General features: G+C 68.3%; 21 protein-coding genes. 12 read left to right on the forward strand and 9 right to left on the reverse strand.

What is annotated here, in order from left to right:
• Positions 1 to 207 precede the first annotated feature (207 nt).
• Positions 208 to 957 carry an SDR family NAD(P)-dependent oxidoreductase gene (locus ACYVOK_RS21930; RefSeq protein ID WP_460664356.1) on the reverse strand — a complete coding sequence of 250 codons (750 nt, stop codon included), beginning with the start codon at positions 955 to 957 and terminating at the stop codon, positions 208 to 210.
• Positions 958 to 1,291: 334 nt separating this feature from the next.
• On the opposite strand from ACYVOK_RS21930, the gene ACYVOK_RS21935 reads away from it, so the two are divergent.
• Positions 1,292 to 2,539 (forward strand): MFS transporter, encoded by a 1,248-nt coding sequence (locus ACYVOK_RS21935; RefSeq protein ID WP_460664357.1) that lies wholly within the window; start codon positions 1,292 to 1,294, stop codon positions 2,537 to 2,539.
• Here ACYVOK_RS21935 and ACYVOK_RS21940 read toward each other — a convergent pair.
• Positions 2,523 to 3,512 carry a TerC/Alx family metal homeostasis membrane protein gene (locus ACYVOK_RS21940; RefSeq protein WP_460664358.1) on the reverse strand — a complete coding sequence of 330 codons (990 nt, stop codon included), beginning with the start codon at positions 3,510 to 3,512 and terminating at the stop codon, positions 2,523 to 2,525. The genes ACYVOK_RS21935 and ACYVOK_RS21940 overlap by 17 nt on opposite strands.
• Positions 3,513 to 4,962: 1,450 nt before the next feature.
• On the opposite strand from ACYVOK_RS21940, the gene ACYVOK_RS21945 reads away from it, so the two are divergent.
• From ACYVOK_RS21945 to ACYVOK_RS21955, 3 genes are read left to right on the forward strand one after another with little or no spacing between them, the layout of a single operon-like run.
• The gene (locus ACYVOK_RS21945; RefSeq protein ID WP_460664359.1) at positions 4,963 to 5,376 is read left to right on the forward strand and encodes an RlpA-like double-psi beta-barrel domain-containing protein; all 414 of its coding nucleotides are present in this window, start codon (positions 4,963 to 4,965) and stop codon (positions 5,374 to 5,376) included.
• 15 nt (positions 5,377 to 5,391) lie between these two features.
• Entirely contained in the window at positions 5,392 to 5,994 is a 603-nt protein-coding gene (locus ACYVOK_RS21950) for a cell wall protein (protein ID WP_460664360.1), read from the forward strand.
• A 13-nt stretch (positions 5,995 to 6,007) separates the two neighbouring features.
• Positions 6,008 to 6,835: a MauE/DoxX family redox-associated membrane protein gene (locus ACYVOK_RS21955; protein ID WP_460664361.1), complete on the forward strand. Its 828-nt coding sequence runs from the start codon at positions 6,008 to 6,010 to the stop codon at positions 6,833 to 6,835.
• A gap of 48 nt (positions 6,836 to 6,883) precedes the next feature.
• On the opposite strand, the gene ACYVOK_RS21960 is transcribed toward ACYVOK_RS21955, so the two are convergent.
• Positions 6,884 to 7,405 carry an NUDIX domain-containing protein gene (locus ACYVOK_RS21960; RefSeq protein WP_460664362.1) on the reverse strand — a complete coding sequence of 174 codons (522 nt, stop codon included), beginning with the start codon at positions 7,403 to 7,405 and terminating at the stop codon, positions 6,884 to 6,886.
• 79 nt (positions 7,406 to 7,484) lie between these two features.
• Here ACYVOK_RS21960 and ACYVOK_RS21965 point away from each other — a divergent pair, with 79 nt between their 5' ends.
• Genes ACYVOK_RS21965 through ACYVOK_RS21980 form a run of 4 tightly spaced genes read left to right on the forward strand, consistent with a single transcriptional unit; the run spans position 7,485 to position 10,679 of the window.
• The gene (locus ACYVOK_RS21965) at positions 7,485 to 8,393 is read left to right on the forward strand and encodes a metal ABC transporter substrate-binding protein (RefSeq protein WP_460664363.1); all 909 of its coding nucleotides are present in this window, start codon (positions 7,485 to 7,487) and stop codon (positions 8,391 to 8,393) included.
• Complete coding sequence (locus tag ACYVOK_RS21970) at positions 8,390 to 9,139, forward strand: metal ABC transporter ATP-binding protein (RefSeq protein WP_460664364.1); 750 nt, start codon at positions 8,390 to 8,392, stop codon at positions 9,137 to 9,139. The genes ACYVOK_RS21965 and ACYVOK_RS21970 overlap by 4 nt, the downstream gene beginning before the upstream one ends.
• Positions 9,136 to 10,005, forward strand: a complete 870-nt coding sequence (locus ACYVOK_RS21975) for a metal ABC transporter permease (RefSeq protein WP_460664365.1) — start codon at positions 9,136 to 9,138, stop codon at positions 10,003 to 10,005. Before ACYVOK_RS21970 ends, ACYVOK_RS21975 begins: the two co-directional genes overlap by 4 nt.
• Before the next feature lie 14 nt (positions 10,006 to 10,019).
• Positions 10,020 to 10,679, forward strand: a complete 660-nt coding sequence (locus ACYVOK_RS21980) for a metal-dependent transcriptional regulator (RefSeq protein ID WP_460664366.1) — start codon at positions 10,020 to 10,022, stop codon at positions 10,677 to 10,679.
• 81 nt (positions 10,680 to 10,760) lie between these two features.
• On the opposite strand, the gene ACYVOK_RS21985 is transcribed toward ACYVOK_RS21980, so the two are convergent.
• Together ACYVOK_RS21985 and ACYVOK_RS21990 are read right to left on the reverse strand one after the other, a co-directional pair.
• A complete protein-coding gene (locus ACYVOK_RS21985) occupies positions 10,761 to 11,297 on the reverse strand; it encodes a GNAT family N-acetyltransferase (protein ID WP_460664367.1) in 537 nt (178 codons plus the stop codon).
• Positions 11,298 to 11,327: 30 nt separating this feature from the next.
• Positions 11,328 to 12,194, reverse strand: coding sequence for a LysR family transcriptional regulator (locus ACYVOK_RS21990; protein ID WP_460664368.1), 867 nt, complete (start codon positions 12,192 to 12,194; stop codon positions 11,328 to 11,330).
• 71 nt (positions 12,195 to 12,265) lie between these two features.
• On the opposite strand from ACYVOK_RS21990, the gene dapA reads away from it, so the two are divergent.
• Genes dapA through ACYVOK_RS22005 form a run of 3 tightly spaced genes read left to right on the forward strand, consistent with a single transcriptional unit; the run spans position 12,266 to position 16,858 of the window.
• Positions 12,266 to 13,180 carry a 4-hydroxy-tetrahydrodipicolinate synthase gene (gene dapA / locus ACYVOK_RS21995; RefSeq protein WP_460664369.1) on the forward strand — a complete coding sequence of 305 codons (915 nt, stop codon included), beginning with the start codon at positions 12,266 to 12,268 and terminating at the stop codon, positions 13,178 to 13,180.
• 42 nt (positions 13,181 to 13,222) lie between these two features.
• Positions 13,223 to 13,660, forward strand: a complete 438-nt coding sequence (locus ACYVOK_RS22000) for an iron chaperone (RefSeq protein WP_460664370.1) — start codon at positions 13,223 to 13,225, stop codon at positions 13,658 to 13,660.
• A gap of 57 nt (positions 13,661 to 13,717) precedes the next feature.
• Positions 13,718 to 16,858 carry a BTAD domain-containing putative transcriptional regulator gene (locus ACYVOK_RS22005; RefSeq protein WP_460664371.1) on the forward strand — a complete coding sequence of 1,047 codons (3,141 nt, stop codon included), beginning with the start codon at positions 13,718 to 13,720 and terminating at the stop codon, positions 16,856 to 16,858.
• On the opposite strand, the gene ACYVOK_RS22010 is transcribed toward ACYVOK_RS22005, so the two are convergent.
• Positions 16,842 to 17,582, reverse strand: coding sequence for an ABC transporter permease (locus ACYVOK_RS22010; protein WP_460664372.1), 741 nt, complete (start codon positions 17,580 to 17,582; stop codon positions 16,842 to 16,844). The genes ACYVOK_RS22005 and ACYVOK_RS22010 overlap by 17 nt on opposite strands.
• On the reverse strand, positions 17,579 to 18,520 hold the full coding sequence (locus tag ACYVOK_RS22015; RefSeq protein WP_460664373.1) for an ATP-binding cassette domain-containing protein: 942 nt from the start codon (positions 18,518 to 18,520) through the stop codon (positions 17,579 to 17,581). The genes ACYVOK_RS22010 and ACYVOK_RS22015 overlap by 4 nt, the downstream gene beginning before the upstream one ends.
• A gap of 159 nt (positions 18,521 to 18,679) precedes the next feature.
• On the opposite strand from ACYVOK_RS22015, the gene ACYVOK_RS22020 reads away from it, so the two are divergent.
• Entirely contained in the window at positions 18,680 to 19,510 is an 831-nt protein-coding gene (locus tag ACYVOK_RS22020; RefSeq protein ID WP_460664374.1) for a DUF4097 family beta strand repeat-containing protein, read from the forward strand.
• A gap of 86 nt (positions 19,511 to 19,596) precedes the next feature.
• Here ACYVOK_RS22020 and ACYVOK_RS22025 read toward each other — a convergent pair whose 3' ends face one another.
• Complete coding sequence (locus ACYVOK_RS22025; protein WP_460664523.1) at positions 19,597 to 20,706, reverse strand: ABC transporter substrate-binding protein; 1,110 nt, start codon at positions 20,704 to 20,706, stop codon at positions 19,597 to 19,599.
• Positions 20,707 to 20,822: 116 nt separating this feature from the next.
• Positions 20,823 to 21,653, reverse strand: coding sequence for an MBL fold metallo-hydrolase (locus ACYVOK_RS22030; protein WP_460664375.1), 831 nt, complete (start codon positions 21,651 to 21,653; stop codon positions 20,823 to 20,825).
• Positions 21,654 to 21,680: the final 27 nt, after the last annotated feature.

The raw sequence follows: 21,680 nt of genomic DNA on the forward strand, positions 1-21,680 counted from the left end.
CGTGTTGCCCCCAGCAACCAAAGTGACCGGAAACGCCGACTGATCCGGTGGCATCGCCACCGGATCCGGGCATGCGGCCAGCCGGTCCGGTGGCGCTCTGAGTCACCGCCTCCGGACCGAGCCAGCTTTAATTTCCTATGTGAACTATATCGCAGTCAACCCGCCCCGCGCCCCGACTGTCAACCCCCGGCCCGATCGCGAACCGTTCTAGTCCACGACCGCGCCACAGGACAGGTTCAGTACGGCGGCCGTCATGGGGCCGGCGTGGTCGGAGGCGGCGAAGGCGGCGGTATGGGCTACCTCGGCCACCCGGGGTAGCCGCTTGAGTGCGGTCCCCTTGATGAGGTGGTCCAGACCGCCTTCCGCGATGTCCCACTCCGGGTGGGTGTCGGGCGTGAAGTTGGGCCGCAGCGCGACGACGCGGACGCCGTACCGGCCGACCTCGCCGGCCAGCGCCCGGGTGAGGGTCTCGATCGACGCGCAGGCCAGGCTGAAGCCGCCCATCTCGAACTCGGCGCCCGACTCCCGCGACGCCGACGAGGACAGCATCAAGATCACGCCGCCGCGCTGCTCGATCATCCGCCGGGCGACCGCGGTCGAGGTGATGAAGTTGGTCCGCGCCGCGTCCTCGACCGGCCGGACGAAGTCGTCCACCGACAACTCGACGAGCGGCACGTTCTGCTTCACCCGCACACTCACCGCGTTGAACACGACGTCGATCCGGCCCTCGATGGACGCCACATGCTGGTTCACCGCGTCGGCGTCGTACGCGTCGACAACGGCGACGGCGGCCTTGCCACCGGCCTCGGTGATGTCGTCGGCGACCTTCTCCAGTTTGGCCAGGGTCCGGCCGGCCAGGTGAACGGTGGCGCCCTCGGCGGCGAACGCCCGGGCGATCGCACCGCCCATCGCGCCTCCGCCGCCGTAGACGATCGCGGTCTTGTTCTCGAGCAGCATGATGGGAATCCTCTCGTCGGTCCTGACTGTCTACAGGGGCGACGGAGCCACCGGGCGATTCTCTACATCGGGCCGCGAAAACCTGACCCGACCATCACGGGGGAACGGCCGGGCCAGGCACTTCGATGGTACCTCCGATCACCGCCGCCGGACGGGTAAATCGGAGGCGGACGCGCCGGATCTTCCCTACCCTGACGGCATGCAACGTCGCTCCTGAAAGCGCACCTCCGCCGCTCACCAGCCGGGTGGGCCGCCGTCGTGCGTCACGTCAAGCGTTTGACCCATCGGGGTCGCGCTTCGTCATGCCCGCACACGCTTTCGGGAGCAACCCGCGATGCCTCTGCCTGCTTTCCGGTCGGCCGATCCGGTCCGTACCTATTACGCCTACAACGGCACCTGGGCGTTCCTCTCCGCGCTGACGTTCACGCTCAGCATGGTGTACTACGTCCGCGAGGCCGGCCTGAACCCGCTCCAGATGGTCCTGGTCGGGACCACGCTCGAGCTGGCCTGCTTCCTGTTCGAGGTGCCGACCGGCATCGTCGCCGACCTGTACAGCCGCCGGCTGTCCATCATCATCGGCTTCACGCTGATCGGCGCCGGCTTCCTGCTGCAGGGGCTGGTCCCGTCGTTCCTCGCGATCCTCGCCGCCCAGGTGCTCTGGGGTATCGGCTACACCTTCACCTCGGGCGCCGACCAGGCCTGGATCACCGACGAGATCGGAGCCGAACGAGCCGGCCCGGTGTTCGTCCGCAGCCAGCAGGTCGGGCTGGTCGCGACCATCGCCGGCACGATCAGCGCCGGCGCGCTCGGTCTGGTCAGCCTGCCGTTGCCGCTGACGCTGTCCGGTGCCGGCATGATCCTGCTCGCGTTGCTGCTGGCGACGTTCATGCGGGAGGACAACTTCCACCGCACGCCGAAGGCCGAGCGGGAGACGTTCCGGCAGATGGCCGACACGTTCAAGCACGGACTCGAGGTCGCCCGGCGGCGTCCCGTCGTACGGGCGCTGGTGCTGATCAGCCTGATCTCCGGGCTGTCCAGCGAGGCGTTCGACCGGCTGTGGTCGGTGAAGATCCTCGAGTTCAGCTTCCCGACCGTCTTCGGTACGTCGGAACCCGCGTTCTGGTTCACCGTGCTCGCCCTGGTCGGGACGCTGCTGTCCCTGATCACCTCGGTCACGCTGAACAAGCTCTCGCCGGAACGGTTGAGCGCTGCGCATCCGAACGGCGTACTCGGGCTGCTCGCCGTTCTGCAGGTCGGCGGCGTGGTCGCGTTCGCGCTGCTGGATCACCTCTGGCTGGCGCTGGCCGCGATGTGGCTGCGCACGATCGCCGGCACGCTGTCCTGGCCGATCGAGTCCGCTTGGCTGAACCGGCACCTCGACTCCCGGTCCCGCGCGACGGTGATCTCGATGGTGTCCCAGGCGAACGCGATCGGCCAGGTCGTCGGCGGTCCGCCGCTCGGAGCCGTCGGCCGTACGTCGTTGCGCACGGCCCTGCTCGCCTCCGGCCTGATCCTCACCCCGATCCCGCTGCTCTTCCTCCGGCTGCGTCCGGCGCGGGAGGACGTCAGTCTTCGGACCTGACCCGGCGGTCGTACGCTGACTTGACGAGACTGGCGAGCGTGGTGACGAACAGGGTGCCGGCGATGAAGCCGAGCGAGGTCAGGATGCCGATGTGCGGCAGGTGGATCGCTCCGATGTCGTCGATGTGCGAACCGTGCAGCGCCTCGACGATCAGCTTCACGCCGATGAAGGCAAGGATCACCGACAGGCCGACGTTCAGGTAGATGACCCGCTCCAGCAGCCCGCCGATCAGGAAGTACAACTGCCGCAGGCCCATCAGCGCGAACGCGTTGGCCGTCAGCACGATGTAGGCGTCCTGGGTGAGCCCGAAGATCGCCGGGATCGAGTCGAGCGCGAAGATCACGTTCGCCATCCCGATCGCGGAGATCACGATCACCAGCGGCGTCACCATCCGGCGGCCGTCGACCCGGGTGACCAGCCGTGCCCCGTCGTACTCGTGCGACAGCGGCAGGATCCGGCGCAACCCGCGCAGTACGGCGTTCTCCTGGCTCTCCGACCAGCTGTCGGCGGTCTCGTCGTCACTCTCGAGCGCCAGCCTGATCGCGGTGTAGACCAGGAACGCGCCGAAGACGTAGAACACCCAACTGGCCGCCGCGATCGCCGCCGCACCGGCCAGGATGAACACCGCGCGCAGGACCATCGAGACCACGATGCCGATGTACAGAACCTTGTCCTGCGCCAAGCTCGGCACGGCGAACCTCGCCATGATGATCACGAAGACGAACAGGTTGTCGACACTCAGGCTGTACTCGGTGATGTAGCCGGCCACGAACTCACCACCGGTCGTCCCCGCCGCCGGCGCGAACAGGAACAACCCGACCGCGAACATGCCGGCCAGACCGACGTAGAACAGCACCCACCGAGTCGCGTCCTTGATCGTCACGGTGTGGTCGCGCCGGGCGATCACCACCAGGTCGAAGGCGACGACCGCCAGCAACCCGACAACCGTGAGGACCCAGACAACAGGGGGCATGACAGAAACCATGACGAACCTCCGGACGACGGCGTACAGCTTGGTCCGGAGGTCTCTTCCACCCGGCCGATGTCCCCGGGCCGGCAGCACCGGTTCGGCCGCCCAGGCCTCCCGTGATGACGACACTGCCGCATTCGGACGCGCATCACGGCCGCCCGAGAGGAATACTCCCCTCCACAACGCAGCAATTGTATCGGACACCAATGCAATTGGCCGTGCAAGAGGTCACGAGGTGGTGAGGTGAGCCCTCGCAGCCTGCTACGCCCGCTCCTACGTCGCGTGCTACGCCGGCAGCCCCACCCACCCCTTTCGCGCTCGCACTGCTCGCTGGATGTGCGCGCTCGCGCTGCTCGCTGGATTTGAGTGCGGGTGGTCGCGGCCTGATGTGGATGCGGGGTTGGCGTGTGGTGGCAGCTGGGTCGGGCTGATGTGGTTGGTCGAGGTGGTGAGGTGAGCCCTCGCAGCCTGCTACGCGCGCTCCTACGTCGCGTGCTACGCCGGCAGCCCCACCCGCCCTTTCGCGCTCGCGCTGCTCGCTGGATTGAGTACGGGCGGACGCGGGCTGATGTGGATGCCGGGGTGGAGTGTGGTGGCACGTTCGGGAGGAACACTCGGCCTCTGACCACGCGGGCTGACACCACGTCAGCCCGGCCCACTGCCACCACACTCCAATCCCCGTATCCGCTTCAGCCCGCAGCAGCTCCGCTGCTGCTTCATCTAGAGATCTTCGGGGGTATCGCGAGGCTGGTCCCGTTGGGTCATGGGCAAGCTGTCAGGTGAGGGGTTAACCCACGCGATGGTGGGTGGACCCCTCAGAATCGGGTGGGTCAACCCACCATCTGCCTGGCTGACCCCTCAGATGAGGGCCGCTAGTAGGTGTCCGGCTCTCGGCAGTGCGTCGCGAACCCCTTGACGCAGAACTAGCCGCCGCCGAAGGCACCACACATGCCCTCGACCGATCAGCAACCCCACCCACCCGCCACCACACTGCAACCCCCGCATCGACGTCAGCGCGCAACCATCCGCACCCGATCCAGCGAGCAACGCGAGCGCAAGAAGGGGGGTGGGGCTGCCGGCGGAGCACGCGACGCAGGAGCGGGCGTAGCAGGCTGCGAGGGCTTACACATCCACTCGACAAACCACCCAAGGCCGCAACCACCCCGCAGTCGATCGGCGAGCATCGCGAGCAAACCCAGCGAGCATCGCGAGCGCGCGCATCCAGCGAGCAGCGCGAGCGCGAAAGGGTGGGTGGGGCTGTCGGCGTAGCACGCGACGTAGGAGCGGGCGTAGCAGGCTGCGAGGGTCGACCACTTCAACCACCTACGAGGGCAGACGTTTTCGTCGTGGTCAAAAAGTTTCCGTTTCGGGGTTGAAGTCTGTGAGATTTCGCACGTTCGCGGTACAAAGATTCTCAGTAGGTCTGTCCGCCCCTAGACCTGGAGGATCTGTCATGGCCGGAATCAACGGCGAAGTCTCGTGGTTCTGTTGCGGGAACGCGTGGGGACCCTGCGCCAGTACCGGGCGAGGTGCTTGCGGCACCTGTCACTCGGGGAACTTCCAGCACGCGTGGCCGAACACGTCGGATGCGTGCTACGACATCACCCGGCCGGACCGCTGCGGGATCACCGGGATGTCCCGGCGTACCTGCGGTTTCCGGCACTCCACGACCAACCTGTGCAACGGCGCCCGGGTGGTCACGTCGATCGCGGACTGCGGTCCGCAGACCGACCTGTTCTGCGGTGAGCGTGCCTGCTGTGGTGGCAGGTGCGCCTCCAACCGGATCATCGACCTCACTCCGGCGGCGTTCTCCGCGATCGCGAGCCTGAGTGCCGGCCTGGTCCCCTGCACTGTCGACGTCGGCTGAGGGGAGTGAGTCGAGATGACCACCACGATGGACCGCCGGTCACTGCTGTCTCGCGCCGCGCTCGGCGCCACCGGCCTGGTCGCCGCCAGTGCCATGGGTTCACTTGCTCCGGAGACCGCGTTCGCCGCGGCCTCGCAGTACCCGGACGCCGGTCAGCCGGACCCGAACTTCGCCGAAGGACTGATCATCGGCCGCAACCAGGATCTGCTGCAGGTACGGGGTTCCGACGGCCGGATGCACCGGATCCAGCTGACCGGTGTGACCAGCGTCTGGAAACTGCGCCCGACCACGCTGGACCAGGTCCGGATCGGCGACGGTCTGTATGCCCGGGGCGTGCTGATGCCGGACGGAATCCTCGCCGCCGAGTCGGTGTGGGTCAACATCGTCAACCTTGCCGTCAGCATCAACGCGATCGGCCGGACCGCTCTGCACCTCGACCACCACGGCCAGAAGGTCGTCGGGCATCTGCAACCGGGCCTCAGCGCCGCCGTCTACAACGGGACCCCGGCGGTGTCGGACCTGTCGATGCTCAAAGTCGGCCAGCACGCCCGCGTGATCGGCGCTTGGCGGCCGGGCACGAACGAGATCGACATCGCGACGATCTACGCGTCGAACTGACCGGGAGGCCGCGATGTTCGCATCTCAGGTGGCGGCTGCCCAGCCGCTGCTCATCGGGTTGCTCTTGCTGTGGTCGTCGTACGGCAAGGTCGTGGACCGGGGCAGCGCGGAGCAGGCTCGGCGTACGGCGTTGCCTCGGCTGGTCGGCGAGACGCGGGCTGCGCCGGTGTATCGCGCGGTCGGTGTGGTCGAGGCTGTGATCGGGTTGGCGTTGCTGGCGCCACCGGTCTGGACTGTCGAGGCGGTCGCGGCGGCCGTGCTGGCTGCCGGGTTCACGGGGTACCTGATCTACGCCAAGATCGTGGTGCCCGAGGCGTCGTGTGGCTGTGTCGGTTCGTCGGTCAAGCCGGTCGGCGGGCGGGCGATCGGCCGCGCCTTGTTGCTGTTGGCAACAGCCTCACTGGCGACGACGGCGAGCGCCGGATGGTGGTCGTCCGAAGTGCTCGTCCTGGTGCCGGAAGCCGCGTTGTTCGTGATGCTGTCCGCCGAGCTGGATCGGTACTGGCTGCTGCCGGTGCGCCGGCTGCGGTTGCGGATCACGCATCCATTGAGCGGTACGGCGACTGGCGCCGTACCACTGGCCGCGACACAGCGACGGCTGCTGCTCAGCCCGGCGTACCGGGCAGTCAGCGGTCTGCTGCGGTCCGACATCCGTGACTACTGGGACGACGAGGACTGGCGGTTCGTCAGTTACACCGCCAAGTACGACGGCCGCGCGGCGACCGCGGTCTTCGCCGTACCGCATCAGGACCCCACACCGGAGTCCGTCCGGGTCGCAGTGGTCGACGACACGTCCGGCCAGACCCTCTATCGACCGACCGTGCTGGCAACCGCCGGCTGACAACACCCACTCAGCCCTCGCGGAGCCCGCCCCGGCTCCGCGAGGGCCTCAGCGGCCGAAATCGGCGTACGCCGGGGTGCCAGTGGTAAGGGCTTGGAGGGCGAGGGCGAGGCGGCGAGCCAGGGACGGGCGCAGGCGCGGAGTCGCCTCGGCAAGGGTGAGGAACTGATGTGTGCGGGCTTCCACCGCGTCGATCCTCAGCCGGTCGATCGTGGACCGGTCGAGCACACCGCCGTCGAACACGAAGGCGAGGGCGTCGCTCCAGACGCCGAGCGCGGGCACCCAGTCGACGACGAGGAGCGGGCCGATCTCGAGGACCAGGCCGATCTCCTCCTCGACCTCGCGGACACAGGCCTCGTACGGCGATTCGTCGTACTCGGCGATCCCGCCGGGGATGTCGAGGGTCGGTTTGTAGGTCGGTTCGAGGAACAGGATGCGGCCGGCCTCGTCGCGGATCAGCGCACCGCCCGCCACGGTCTTGCGCGGCAACCGGGCCGCGATCCCGGGATTGAACTCCTGCTCCGGCTCACCCTCGGCGAGCAGGTCGCCGCGGCGGATGTCCTCGTCCACGGCTCAGCACCCTCCCAGCCGCCGCGCGGATCCGCAATCCGGCCTTGTTTTCGGTGCACCGAACTTCTATGTTTTCGGTGTGCCGAAAACTCTCGCCGCCCTGTCCCTGGTCCTGGCACTCGGGGTGGCGCCCGCGTGTTCGCCGAGCCAGGCCTCGGGTGACGACGAGCCGGTGGTGCTGACCACGTTCACGGTGCTCGCCGACATCGCGCGGAACGTCGCGGGCGACCACCTGAAGGTCGAGTCGATCACCAAGCCGGGCGCCGAGATCCACGGGTACGAGCCGACACCGGGCGACATCCGGAAGGCGTCGGACGCCGACCTGATCCTCGACAACGGCCTCAATCTGGAAGTGTGGTTCCAGCAGTTCGTCGAGTCGGTCGACGTACCGCACAAGGTGGTCTCCGACGGGATCGCCCCGATGGACATCACCGCGGACTCGTACGCCGGCAAGCCGAACCCGCACGCGTGGATGAGCCCGAAGAACGTGCAGCTCTACGTCGACAACATGGTCGACGCGTTCTCCGAGCTCGACCCCGGGCACGCGGCCGACTTCGCCGCGAACGGCAAGACCTACAAGGCCGAGTTGCAGAAGGTCCAGGACGGGCTCGTGTCCGAGCTGGCGGCGGTGCCGAAGAAGCAGCGGGCGCTGGTGACCTGCGAGGGTGCGTTCTCCTACCTCGCACGCGACGCGGGCCTCACCGAGAAGTACATCTGGCCGGTCAACGCCGAGCAGCAGGCGACACCGCAGCAGATCGCCTCCACGACCGAGTTCGTGAAGTCCAACGACGTACCGGCGGTGTTCTGCGAGTCGACGGTGTCGGACAAGGCGATGAGGCAGGTCGCGAACGGCACCGGCGCCGAGTTCGGCGGGACGCTGTACGTGGACTCGCTCTCCGAGGCCGATGGGCCGGTCCCGACGTACCTCGACCTGATCCGGTACGACGCCGACACGATCATCCGTGGCCTGACAGGACGCACGCCATGACGGAGTTGAATGCCGCGGTCGAGGTCGAGAACGTCGTCGCCCGGTACGGCGACGTGGTCGCGCTGGACGGGGTGTCGCTGACCGTCGAACCGGGCAGGGTGACCGGTCTGATTGGCATGAACGGATCCGGGAAGACCACGTTGTTCAAGGCGATCATGGGCATGATCCGCCCCGACCAGGGCCGGGTCCGGCTCGACGGGGTCGACCCGGCGATCGCCCGCAAACGCGGACGGGTCGGCTACGTCCCGCAGAACGAGGACGTGGACTGGACGTTCCCGGTGTCGGTGCACGACGTGGTGATGATGGGCCGTTACGGGCACCAAGGTTTCACCCGGCGGCCGCGTGCCGCCGACCACGCCGCGGTGGCCGAGGCCTTGGAACGGGTGGAGCTGACCGAGTACACCGACCGCCAGATCGGGCGGCTGTCCGGTGGGCAGAAGAAGCGTGCATTCGTTGCCCGCGGCATCGCTCAGGGTGCGCAGATCCTGCTGCTGGACGAGCCGTTTGCCGGTGTGGACAAGCGGTCCGAGGCCACCATCGTCGGGCTGCTCAGGGAGTTGGCCGCCGATGGGCGGACCGTTCTGGTGTCGACTCACGACCTGCACGCCCTGCCACAACTCGCGGACGAAGCGGTCCTGTTGCTGCAGCGGGTGCTGTTCCACGGCTCGGTCGCCGACGCGTTGCGGCCGGCCAACCTGGCTCGCGCTTTCGGTCTCGACGTACTCGAGCAGGAAGGTGCGGCATGACTCCGGTCGACTTCCTGCTCGAGCCGTTGCAGTACGACTTCATGGTCCGTGCGCTGATCACCACGGTGTTCGCGGCCGTCGTATGCGCGGTGTTGTCGTGCTGGCTCGTTCTCCTGGGCTGGTCGCTGATGGGCGATGCGGTGTCGCACGCCGTACTGCCGGGAGTCGTGATCGCCTACATCCTCGGGGCGCCGTTCGCGCTGGGGGCGGTGGTGTTCGGGTTCCTCGCGGTCGCGTTGATCGGGGTCGTGCGCGACACGAGCAGGGTGAAGGAGGACGCCGCGATCGGGATCGTGTTCACCACGTTGTTCGCGTTCGGGCTGGTGCTCGTCTCCGTCACGCCGAGCCAGACCGACCTGAACCACATTATCTTCGGCAACATCCTCGGCGTCTCGACCACGGACCTGATCCAGATCGGGATCCTCGCCGCGGTGACGCTCGCCATCTTGTTGCTCAAGCGCCGCGACCTGACGCTGTACGCGTTCGACCCGGTCCACGCCCATGCGATCGGGTTGTCGCCGCGACGCCTCGGCGCGCTCCTGCTCGGCATGCTCGCGCTCACCGCCGTCGTCGCCCTTCAGGTCGTCGGCGTGATCCTGGTGGTGGCGATGCTGATCATTCCGGGCGCGACGGCGTACCTGCTCACCGATCGGTCCGGCCGGATGCTGCTGATCGCGCCGATCATCTCCGCCGCATGTTCGGTGCTGGGCATCTACCTCAGCTACTGGCTCGACGCCGCGTCGGGCGGGCTCGTGGTTGTGGTCCAGGGTGTGGTGTTCGCCTTGGTGTACCTGTTCGGCCCACGGCACGGGGTGCTCGGCAGGCACCTGGCGACCAGCCGGCGGCGAGCTGCCGCGATCGGATGAGACGGAAGAACACGATGGAACCCAGAGTCGTCGAGAACTACCTCAAGGCCGTCTTCAACGCCCGGGAGTGGTCCGACGAGCCGGTGACCGTCGGAGCCCTCGCCGCCCGGCTCGGGCTCTCCCCCTCGACGGTGTCCGAACTCGTCCGCAAACTCACCGAACGCGGTCTGGTCTCCCATGCCCGGTACGGCGCCGTCGAACTGACCGCCGAGGGGCAGCGGATCGCGGTCGCGATGGTCCGCAAGCATCGCCTCATCGAGACGTTCCTGGTCGACTACCTCGGGTACACCTGGGACGAGGTGCACGAGGAGGCGGAGATCCTCGAACACGCCGTCTCCGACACCTTCATCGACCGGCTCGCCACCCGCCTCGGTGAGCCGGAACACGACCCCCACGGTGATCCCATCCCCCGCTCGGACGGCACGCTCCCGGACGACCACCAACTGCGGCTCGACACCGTCGGAGAAGGTGTACGGGCGCGAGTGGCCAGGGTCTCCGACAGCGATCCCGGCCTGCTGCGGCAACTCGACCAACTCGGCATCACGATCGGCACGACCGTCACGGTCAACCGCCGCCACGACGAGACAGGCACCATCGACGTCGACCACAACGGCACATCGACCACCCTCGGCCTCACAGACGCCTACGCGATCCGCGTCGTACCCACATCCTGACGGCGCGACGCTCGCGGATTTCCAGCCGCAGAAGGACGTTCGGGCGGCCTCACGAGTGCTTGAAGCCGAGCCCCCGGGAATTCAACCCTCCAGTTCTCGGGTCATCCAGATGGTGTTGCCGCGGTCCGCGTCCTCGGTGAGGCGGCCGCTGTCCGAGAAGCCCAGCTTCTCGAGTACGCGGAAGGAGGCCGTGTTCCACTCCCTCACCGTCGCCCACAGCCGCTTCCGACCAGTGGCCGCCGCGGCCTCGACCACGGCTCTGCCCGCCTCGGTCGCGTACCCGAATCCATGAGCGCGTCTGGCCAGCTCGTACGCGATCTCGGGCTCCTCGAAGGATCCACGCCCGACCGTCAGTCCGCAGTACCCGATCAGGTCGCCCCCGTCCCGCCGTACGATCTTCAGCAGGCCCAGACCAGGCTCTGCCGCGAGCGGGTTCTTCGTCAGCCACCCGCGAATGTCGTCGACCGTGGGCCGGCCTTCGTCGTCGATCCGGCGCAGGGAGCGGGGGTCGCGCTCGACCCAGAGCCCCCGGTACTGCTCGGCATCGGATGGCTCCCAGACCCGCAACTGCAACCGCTCCGTGTCCAGCTGGTTCGGGAAGGCGCGGAGGCTCGTCACACGGCAAGCCTATGCCGTACGGCGTGGGCGTCAGGGCACCGCGGCGGCATGCAGGGCCGTACGGGCGGCGGAGATGGCGGGGTGGTTGGCGGTGCCTCGGCGGTAGGCCAGGTGAGTTCTCCGTCGGATGGGCAGCGGTGTCAACAAGACCGTGGCGGGTGGTGCCCCGGCACCCAAGTCGGGTACGAACGCGACGCCTTGACCAGCTGCAACTAACGCCAGTACGACGCCGAAGTCGTCGGCGTGATGCCGGATGCGCGGCGTGAATCCGGCGGCCTCGCAGGCTCTGACAGTGAGCGCATGACACAGCGTTCCCGGGGTGCCGGCGATCCATGGGGAGTCACGCCGGGCCGTCAAAGGTTCGTCGGTCAGTGCGGCGAGATGGACGGTTTCTTCCAGCAGCGGCTCGGTCTGCAGTCCACCATCCGACGGGATCGGCACGTAGTCGTACTCCTGGATCAGCGCGATGTCGAGGCTCTCGTCGCGGAGCGCGTCGGGCACGGCGGCCGGATCCAGTTCGGTCACCGTCAGATCCAGGTCCGGGTGGTCGGTGCTCAGCGCGACGAGTGCGGGCGTGAGGATCGCCGACACCGCGCTGGGGAACACCCCGATGCTAAGGGTTCCGGTGAGCGCCGTCGCGGTGGCCGCCAGCTCGGCAGCGGCCTCCTGCAGCGTCGCGAGCAGCTCCTCGGTGCGCTCGACCAGACGAAGAGCGGCCGGTGTCAGCCGCACCCGTCGGCCGGTCCGTTCGAGCAGTGGTACGCCGGTCTCCCGTTCGAGCGCAGTCAGCTGCTGCGAAACCGCCGACGGGGTATAGGCGAGTGCCTCGGCCACGGCAGCGATTGTTCCGCGGTGAGCCAGTTCGCGCAGGAGCCGGAGTTTGCGCACATCGAGCATAAGCAGACCTTACGCTCCACCTCAGAAATGCGAACTGGACCTTCACAGCGACTACCGGCGATGGTCGAGGCATGGCATTCACAGGTCTCTTCGTTCCACTCGTCACGCCGTTCACAGCCGCCGGCGACCTCGCCGCCGATTCGCTGGAGGCGCTCGCGTACGCCGTACTCGACGAAGGTGCCGCGGGCATCGTTGCCCTGGGCACCACTGCTGAACCGGCGACACTGACCGCCGCGGAACGGCGTACGATCGTCGACATCTGTGCCGGTGCCTGCGCTGCTCGCGGCGCACACCTGATCGTCGGCGTCGGGTCCAACTCGACCGCGGCGTCGGTCGATACGCTCGCCGATGTCGATCCCCGCGCCTCCGCCGCGCTGGCCGTCGTTCCGTACTACACGCGCCCGTCCGAGGACGGCGTCGTCGAGCACTTCCGCCGACTCGCGGCGGCCAGTTCGGTGCCGTTGATCGTCTACAACGTCCCGTACCGCACCGGCAGATCCTTGAGTGCCACCACGCTCGGACGGCTCGCCCGCATCCCGAACGTTGCCGGGTTCAAGCACTCGGTCGGCGGCATCGACGACGCCACCGTCGAGTTCATGAGCACCATGCCGGCGGACTGCTCCGTCCTCGCCGGCGACGACCTCTACACCGCGCCGCTCCTGGCCCTCGGCGCCACGGGAGCGATCCTGGCCAGCGCCAACGTGGCCACCCGCGCCTACGCCGACCTGATTGCAACCTGGTCGGACGGCCCGACGGAGGAGGCTCGCACCCTGCACAACCGCCTCGTCCCCTTGTCCCGCGCCCTCTTCGCCGAACCTAATCCCACCGTCATCAAGGCCGTTCTCTCAGCTCAGGGCCGGATCCCCAGCCCGCACGTCCGCCTTCCCCTGCTCCCGGCCAGTCGTGAGGCAACCACAATCGCCCTCGCCGCCGCGGAATCGATCAGTTTTCAAGAAGCCCCCGTGCCGGGCGGCTCCGTAGTCTGAAGTCGTTCGTTCCCAACCGATCACCCAGGCAGGAGCACTCTCATGGCGACCACGGCGAAGAAGAGCAAGTCGTACGACGGTTTCACCGAGGAGGAGCGCGGCGCGATGAAGGAACGCGCCCGCGAGCTCAAGGCGTCCCGCGGCAAGGCGGAGGCGGAAGCCGCCGTACTGGAGAAGATCGCGGAACTTCCGGAGCACGAACGCGTCATGGCCCTCCGAATCCACGAGATCATCAAGGCCACCGCGCCCGAACTCTCCCCGAAGCTCTGGTACGGAATGCCCGCCTACTACAAGGACGGCAAGAACGTCTGCTTCTTCCAGGGCGCCGACAAGTTCAAGTCCCGCTACTCCACCTTCGGCTTCAACGACCCGGCCAACCTCGACGACGGCGACATGTGGCCGACCTCTTACGCTCTGACCAAACTCACCCCCGCCGTTGAAGCCCAACTCACCACGCTCATCAAGAAGGCCGTCAGCTGAGTGGCCAGCCTCCCCCACGCTCCGAACAGCAGCCGGCGACCATGACACAATCTGCCGGTGCAGATTGGGTTGCTTGGGCCGTTCGAGGTCCGCACGGTCGACGGCGGCGTGGCCGACGTGCCGGGCGCGCGGTTGCGTGGGCTGTTGGTTGCCCTCGCGCTCGAACCGGGCCGGGTGGTCCCGAAGGCGACGCTGGTCGACTGGATCTGGGGCGAGAATCCGCCCGCCGACGCGGCGAACGCCTTGCAGCGGTTGGTTTCCCGGCTGCGGAAGGTGCTGCCGGAGGGGGCGGTCGAGGGACTCCCGGACGGCTACCGGCTGAAGGTGGAGCCCGATGCCGTCGACGCGGTCCGGTTCGAACGTCTCGTCGGCCAGGCTCGCAACGACGAGGATTCGCAGGGTGTACGGCGGCTGCGCGAGGCGCTCGCGTTGTGGCGCGGCGCGGCGCTGCAGGACATCGGTCTGGTCGAGAGTGCCGCGTTCGACGCGGCGGTCACCCGGCTCGAGCGGCTGCGGCTGGCCGCCCTGGAGGATCGGTACGACGCTGAGATCACCCTCGGCCACGGTGCGGAGCTGGTCACCGAGCTGACCGATCTGGTGGCGGCGCATCCGGTCCGGGAGCGGCTCGTCGCCGCGTTGATGCGTGCCCTCGTCGCGAGTGGCCGCGACACCGAGGCACTGCTCGTGTACGAGCGCACAAGGGAGACCTTGGCCGACGAGTTGGGCGTCGATCCCTCGCCCGAGCTGTCCGCACTGCACGTCGCGCTGCTGCGGGGCGAGTTGGTACGGCGGGAGGAGACACGACAGACCAACCTGCGTGCCGAGCTGACGACGTACGTCGGCAAGGACACCGATCTGGCCGCGGTCCGCGATCTGGTTGCCGAACATCGCCTCACCACCCTGATCGGACCGGGCGGCTCGGGGAAGACCAGGATGGCCACGGAAACCGCGCGGACGCTGCTCGGCGACCTGCCCGACGGAGTCTGGCTGGTCGAGCTCGCGGCGATCGGCGCCGACGGTGACGTGGCGCAGGCGACGCTCGACGCGCTCAGACTGCGCGATGCGCTGGTCGGCGAGGTGCCGGACGCGGAGCCGACGGATCGGGTCATCGCCGCGGTCCGTGAGCGGGAGATGTTGCTGATTCTGGACAACTGCGAGCACGTCATCGACTCGGCGGCGGCGTTCGCCCACCGGGTGCTCGGAGAGTGCCGGCGGCTGCGGATCCTCGCCACCAGCCGGGAACCTCTCGGCATCACCGGTGAGGCGCTGTGGCCGGTCGCGCCGTTGGTCCTGCCCGCGGAGGGCGCCGACCCCGGCGAGATCGACGCCTCTCCGGCCGTCCGGCTGCTCCAGGACCGAGCCGCCGCAGTACGCGCTGACCTTTCCGCCGACGCCGAGACGATGGCGACGATGGCGCGCATCTGCCGGGCGCTGGACGGTATGCCACTGGCCATCGAACTCGCCGCGGCCAGGTTGCGCACCATGTCCCTCGACCAGCTCGCCCATCGGCTCGACGACCGGTTCCGGCTGCTGACCGGGGGCAGCCGAACGGCGTTGCCGCGGCACCGGACGCTGCGCGCGGTGGTCGACTGGAGCTGGGAACTGCTCAGCGAGGCCGAACGGACGGTCCTGAGCAGGCTGTCGGTCTTCGCCGGTGGCGCCGGCTTGGAGGCGGCCGAGCGAGTCTGCGCGGGCGACGAGGTAGAGCCATGGCAGGTGCTCGAACTGCTGACCGCGTTGACCGAAAAGTCGCTGCTGGTCACCGCGGGCGAGGGTGCGCCTCGCTACCGGATGCTCGGCACGATCAAGGAGTACGCCGCCGACCGGCTCGACGAGGCCGGGGAATCGGACCTGGCGCGCCGTGCGCATCTCGCGTACTTCACCGAGCTCGCCGAGACCGCGGAGCCGCATCTTCGCCGCGCCGAGCAGTTGGAATGGCTTGCCGTGCTCGAGCGCGAGCACGACAACATCGCCGCCGCGATGCGCGGTGCGCTCGCGGCCGGCGAGGCGTACGGGGCGATGCGGCTCGCCGCTGCGGCCGGCTGGTACTGGTGGCTCGGCGGGCACAAGGTGGAGGGCAACGAGCTGATCATGGCGGCCGCCGCCGTACCCGGCGAGGTGCCCGACGAGATCCAGGGCGTGGTGTACGGGTTCGTCACCGGCTTCATGACCTCCGGGCGCGGGCGCGACGAGCACCAGGCGGAGGAGTGGATCCACAAGGCGTACGAGATCAGCCAACGTGTCCAGATTCGTCACCCCGTACTGACGCTGGCCGTCCCGCTGGAACGGCTGCTCCAGGGCCCGGACATGTACCTGACCGCGTTCGAACCGTTGCTCGCCGACGAGGACCCCTGGGTACGCGCCCTCGCCCGGCTGCAGCTCGGCAAGATGCGGATCCTGCTCGGCCACGGCGACCGTGAGGCGGACGCCTATCTCGAGGCGGCACTCGCCGAGTTCCGCGCGCTCGGAGAGCGGTGGGGCATCTCGTTCGCCCTGACCGAGCTGGCCGATCGAATCGCGACGCGCGGCGAGTTCGCCGCTGCGTGCGAGTACTACGAACAGGCGGTCGCGGTCGTCACCGAGGTCGGTGCGATCGAGGATGTCGTGCGCCTGCGGTCGCGGCAGGCCCAGCTGTACTGGCTGCTGGACGACAAGGACGCCAGCGCGGCTGCCATGGCGGAGGCGCAGCGATCTGCGAACCGAGTCGCCTGGCCGGAGGCGCTGGCCGAGCTGGCTCTGGCGAAGGCCGAGCTCGCGCGCTGGAGCGGTGACGCCGAGCAGGCACGCAGTCAGCTCGACATCGCGACGGCGATGCTGGGCGACGATGCCGACCGGTCCTACGTCCGGGCGTTGAGACACGACCTGCTCGGCTATCTTGCCGAGGATGTCGACGAGGCCCGTGCCCACCGCAGCGCGGCCTTCGACGCGGCATCCGAGGCGGCGCACGGACCCCATCTCGCCCAGGTGCTGGTCGGTATCGCGGATCTTGCCCTGCGCAACGAACAGTACGAACAGGCCGCGCGGCTGCTCGCGGCCGGCGCCGGCCTGCGCGGCCTGCCGGACCGCTCCCAGCCCGATGTGACCCGGATCGAGCAGGAAGTGCGAAGTCGCCTCGGTGACACGCGGTTCACCGAGGCGACTGCCGAGGGGGCGCGGGCGAGCTGGCGGGAGTTGGCCGCGGTCACGCTCGCTTCGTGAACGTCGAGTTCGCCCACAGGTAGCCGACCAGAGCCAGGCCGACGCACCATGCGAGGGCGGGGATCACGTCACCGGCGGCCGGCGCGCCGTTCAGCAGGCCGCGCAGGGTTTCGATGATCGGCGTGAACGGCTGGTACTCCGCGAACTGGCGCACTCCGGGACCCATCTTGTCCGTCGGTGAGATGGCGCTGCTGAAGAACGGCAGCATGACCAGCGGCAACGAGGCCAGACCGGCGGTTTCCGGGGACTTCGCCGCCAGTCCCATGGCGATCGTGAGCCAGCCGGCCGCGAAACTGAGCAGTACGACGAGGCCGATCACGCCGAGCCAGTCGACCAGGCTCGCCGACGGACTGAATCCCAGCAGGAAGGCGACACCGATGATCGCCGCGACGGCCAGCAGGTTGGTCAGCACACTGGCGACGACGTGCCCGGTCAGCACCGCACTGCGCGGCACGTCCATGACCTTGAACCGGTTGATGATGCCCTTGGTCACATCGGAGTTCACCGAGATCGCCACCGACCCGAGCCCGTAGCAGACGGCCAGCAACAACAGGCCCGGTGTCGCATAGTCGACATAGTCGACACCGACGCTGAAGGCGTCACCGAACACGTACACGAACATCATCATGACCACGACCGGCATCAGGACCGCGTTGAACACCGTGGTCGGGTTCCGGACGATGTGCTTGAAGTTGCGGCGCAACATCACGATCGAGTGGTTCATTTCGCGGCAACCTCCGTGGTGTGGCCCGTCAGGGCGAGGAAAACGTCATCGAGATCAGGGGTGTGGACGGAGAACTCTTCGGCGCTGATCGAGTGCTGGTCGAGCGTGTCCAGCAGAGCCCGCAGCGACTTCGTCCCGCCGTCGCCGGGGATCCGCAGGCTCAGTGCCTCGTCGTCCCGGGTGGAGTCGGCGATCACCCGCGCGGCGGCGTCGAGTTCCGCGGCCGAGGCGAACCGGAGCCGGACGTGGGTGCCGGGGATCATCCGCTTGAGCTCGTCGGGAGTTCCCTCGGCGACGATGCGGCCCTGATCGAGGACCGCGACCCGGTCGGCGAGCTGGTCGGCCTCCTCGAGGTACTGCGTGGTGAGGAAGATGGTCACGCCGTCGGCCACCAGGTCCCGGATGATCGACCACATCGTGCGCCGGCTGCGCGGGTCCAGACCCGTCGTCGGCTCGTCCAGGAAGATGATCCGGGGGCTGCCGACAAGCGTCATCGCCAGGTCCAGCTTGCGCCGCATACCGCCGGAGTACGTCGAGGCCGGTTTCTGCGCCGCCTCGACCAGCTCGAAGCGTTCCAGCAGCTCGGCAACGATCCGCTTGCCGTCCTTCGCCCGCACCCGGCTCAGGTCCACCATCAGCTGGAGGTTCTCCTGCCCGGTCAGCAACTCGTCCACCGCCGCGAACTGGCCGGTGACCCCGATCGCCGCGCGCACCGCCTTGGCCTCGGTCGCGACGTCGTGCCCCGCCACGCGGACCGTCCCGCCGTCGGCCTTCAGCAGGCTGGTCAGCACGTTGACCGTGGTGGTCTTCCCGGCGCCGTTCGGACCGAGGAGGGAGAAGATCGTGCCCGCCGGGACATCCAGATCAATGCCGTCGAGCACCACTTTGTCTTGGTAGGCCTTCCGGAGCCCAGAAGCCGTAATCGCTGAAGTTGTCATGCGACAACCATCGGGACCCGCACTGACACCCTGCCGCCACGCCGCTGACACGACGCCGGATCCGGTGTGGGCCGCGTCAGCACAGTGGCGGCCCGATGTCAGGACGGCGGGTGATCGTGGTTCCCGATCAGCTCGACAACGCCTCAGGAGGGCACTGCCATGCGAACCTTCGACACCCCCGCACCGATCTCCGCGACCGTCGACATCGTCTTCGGAGAGATCCGATTCTCCGCCGGTGACCGTACCGACACCGTGGTCGACGTCCGCCCGGTCGACCCGTCGTGGGAGCTGGACGTCAAGGCCGCCGAACAAGTCGTCATCGAGTTCGCCGACGGGAAGCTGCACGTCAAGCACCCGAAGCTGCGTACCGCGCTCAGCACCAAGTTCGGCGCGGTCGACGTGCTCGTGAAACTGCCGACCGGGTCGGACGTGCGAGGCAACACCGCCAAGGGTGGGTACGTCGTCGAGGGCGCCGTGGGCTCGTGCGAGTTGAAGACCCCCAGTGGCGACATCCGGGTCGGCCAGGCCACCAGCGTGCAGCTGCGGACCACCAGCGGCCAGGTGATCGTGGACCACGTGACCGGACAGGCCGATGTCCGCGGGAACCGGGACATCCGGATCCGCCAGGTGGACGGCGGCGCGGTGGTCAAGAACATCGGCGGCGACAGCTGGGTCGGCGAGGTCGCCGGCGACCTGCGGGTGAGTGCGGCCAACGGCCACATCACCGTCGACGTGGCGCGTGCCGGGGTCGACGCCCGTACGGCGAGCGGCGACGTCCGAGTCGGCGAGCTCGGCAGCGGCACAGTCGACCTGTACACGGCAACCGGCGAGGTGGCGGTCGGCGTCCCCGAGGGCACCGCCGTGCAGCTCGACGCGCGCAGCACAGCCGGCCGGGTGTTCAACTCCCTGGAGGCCCCCGAACAGTCCCACCGAACGGTCAAGCTCCGCGCCCGCACCCACGGCGGCGACATCATCCTCCGCCACACGTGATCCCGAGTGATGCAGTGCCTCGAGCTGCGCGTACTCGAGAATGGTAGCCGTCTGTCCTCATGCACCGGACCACCTTCACGCCAGCGTCAGCCGGCGTGGAGGATCCGGAAGCGGTCTGGGTCCGTGGGGTCTCGATCAACGACTTGGATCGGCGTCCGAGCCCATTGCCAGACGGTGATGCCTGGGGTGCGGGAGAACTGGATGTGTCCGCGGGTGCCTTCGACGGCGACGCGCGGCCAGGATTCGGCCGTGCGCGCCCGGTCGGTGCCGTAGGAACGCAGTACGTCGGCGAGAACGGCGACCGTGTCGTACCCCTCGAAGGCGACGAAGGAAGGCGCTTCGGTCAGCCGCTCCCGGAGTGCCATCTCGACTCGTGCACCGAGTGGGGTGAGGCGCTCGGGCAGGTAGCGCAGGAACGGGATCGCGGCGCCGTCGTCACCCAACAACGTCGCCCATTCGGCGAATTCCGGTTGCCCGGCCGGAGCACCGATCATGACCTCGACGAGGCGCTGATCGTGGCGGACAGCCTTGACGATCGAAACAGCCGGCTCCGGATGACCGACCAGGAGAAGGAGGGCTGTCGCGCCGTTGTGGACGAGTTCCTCGCACACCGCCGCAGTGTCCAGCGCTCGCATGTCGAGTTCGCTCACGGTGCCGCCGCGTGGAACGAAATACTCCCGCAGAATGCTTGCCCCAGATGCCCAGTAGACACTCGGCGCGGCTGCTACGGCGATTCGACTGTGGCCCGCGCTCAGCAGGAAGTCCGCATAGATCTGCCAGCCGCGGGACTGCGGCGGGGCAAGGCGCGCGACCCAATCCGTTGGCTGTTCGGTGAGCGCGTCGAGAACCGCCGACGAGCAAAGGAACGGCAAGCCGAGCGCGTCAGCCCTGGCGGCAACGGCGCGAGCGACGACGCTGTGATACTCCCCCGCCAACGCAGCCACGCCCAGGCGAGCCAATTCATCGACCGCCGCCGCGGCCCGCTCCGGATCGGCCGCAGTGTCCCGAACCACCAGCTCAAGTGGTCGCCCGCCGATCCCGCCGGCGTCATTGACGTCGCGAAGGCCCAACTCGAGCCCGGCCAGCAAGTGCCGCCCCGCCTCGACCCACCCAGGCGGAGACAACGGTACGAGAGCGCCGATCTGAATAGTCTCGTCAGTCCGCTCAGGCCCGGGCGGCCATGGTGGCGTTTTCATACGTCGGCAGCTCCCGAGTGACGATCGTTTCCAGCTTGCCCGGACCGAACTCCATCGACGCCGACAGTAGCCGAGCCGAGTCTCGCCGGTCGGACGGCCAGAGGGGCGAAGATCGTCTAGCCGGGCGTTCCGTCGCGCTCGCTTCTTCGGGCGAGCTGCTGTCGTTGCCATTCATACACGCCGGGCAGCCAATCCTTGCCGAACGTGGCCGATGGGCCGATGCGAGGGTCATCGGGAGCATCGCCGTCACGCAAGGCCTGCACATACGCGCGATCCTGTTCGATCCGTGCGCGTACGTCGTCAGCGCCGCCGACGGACCCGTGACCGGGGATGAGGACATCAACGCCGTCCGCCACGCCCTCGAGCAGCCGCAGCCCCACGAGGTAGTCGTCGATCGGATTCGCGGCGTCCAGGTCCGGGAAGGGCATCAGGATGTCGGAAAGCATGTCGCCGGCGACGAGAACGCCGCGCTCCTCGATCAACAGCGCCGCATGGCCCTGGGCATGCGCCGGATGCTCGATGATCCGGACTTCAGGGCCGTCCCAGGGAATCTGTGCAGTTTCTGCAGGCAGACCGGTAATGAGGCCGAACAGGTCCAGCGGTATGTCGTCGGCGATTTCCGGCGGTAACCCCTCGGCAACGCGGGCCTTCCAGTCCGCGTCCGACAGCAGCTCTCGCATGAAGGCCGCACAGCGGGCTGTACCGTAACGGGGCGCGTCGCCGAGCTCGGGGTGCCAGAGCACGTGATCCCAATCAGGATGCGTCGAGAAGCCTGTCACCACGGACTGGCCCAGTTCGCGAAGGTCGTTCGCGAGGCAGGCCATTTCGCCGCCTTGTATCCCGGGGTCGATGAGCAACACGCCGGCCCGGCCCTGCACGACCACGGCTTTGTTCTGGAGTAACTCGCTCTGGTGGATCAGCACACCCTCTGCGACCTGCCTCAGCACCGAGCCCCCTGCCGCTTGTGGTTTGCA

The sequence above is a fragment of the Kribbella swartbergensis genome, from assembly GCF_054784135.1.

Coding starts and splice junctions, on each gene's coding strand:
- ACYVOK_RS21930 (WP_460664356.1), bottom strand. CDS start 957: ATGCTGCTCGAGAACAAGACCGCGATCGTCTACGGCGGCGGAGGCGCG.
- ACYVOK_RS21935 (WP_460664357.1), top strand. CDS start 1,292: ATGCCTCTGCCTGCTTTCCGGTCGGCCGATCCGGTCCGTACCTATTAC.
- ACYVOK_RS21940 (WP_460664358.1), bottom strand. CDS start 3,512: ATGCCCCCTGTTGTCTGGGTCCTCACGGTTGTCGGGTTGCTGGCGGTC.
- ACYVOK_RS21945 (WP_460664359.1), top strand. CDS start 4,963: ATGGCCGGAATCAACGGCGAAGTCTCGTGGTTCTGTTGCGGGAACGCG.
- ACYVOK_RS21950 (WP_460664360.1), top strand. CDS start 5,392: ATGACCACCACGATGGACCGCCGGTCACTGCTGTCTCGCGCCGCGCTC.
- ACYVOK_RS21955 (WP_460664361.1), top strand. CDS start 6,008: ATGTTCGCATCTCAGGTGGCGGCTGCCCAGCCGCTGCTCATCGGGTTG.
- ACYVOK_RS21970 (WP_460664364.1), top strand. CDS start 8,390: ATGACGGAGTTGAATGCCGCGGTCGAGGTCGAGAACGTCGTCGCCCGG.
- ACYVOK_RS21975 (WP_460664365.1), top strand. CDS start 9,136: ATGACTCCGGTCGACTTCCTGCTCGAGCCGTTGCAGTACGACTTCATG.
- ACYVOK_RS21980 (WP_460664366.1), top strand. CDS start 10,020: ATGGAACCCAGAGTCGTCGAGAACTACCTCAAGGCCGTCTTCAACGCC.
- ACYVOK_RS21990 (WP_460664368.1), bottom strand. CDS start 12,194: ATGCTCGATGTGCGCAAACTCCGGCTCCTGCGCGAACTGGCTCACCGC.
- dapA (WP_460664369.1), top strand. CDS start 12,266: ATGGCATTCACAGGTCTCTTCGTTCCACTCGTCACGCCGTTCACAGCC.
- ACYVOK_RS22000 (WP_460664370.1), top strand. CDS start 13,223: ATGGCGACCACGGCGAAGAAGAGCAAGTCGTACGACGGTTTCACCGAG.
- ACYVOK_RS22010 (WP_460664372.1), bottom strand. CDS start 17,582: ATGAACCACTCGATCGTGATGTTGCGCCGCAACTTCAAGCACATCGTC.
- ACYVOK_RS22015 (WP_460664373.1), bottom strand. CDS start 18,520: ATGACAACTTCAGCGATTACGGCTTCTGGGCTCCGGAAGGCCTACCAA.
- ACYVOK_RS22020 (WP_460664374.1), top strand. CDS start 18,680: ATGCGAACCTTCGACACCCCCGCACCGATCTCCGCGACCGTCGACATC.
- ACYVOK_RS22025 (WP_460664523.1), bottom strand. CDS start 20,706: ATGAAAACGCCACCATGGCCGCCCGGGCCTGAGCGGACTGACGAGACT.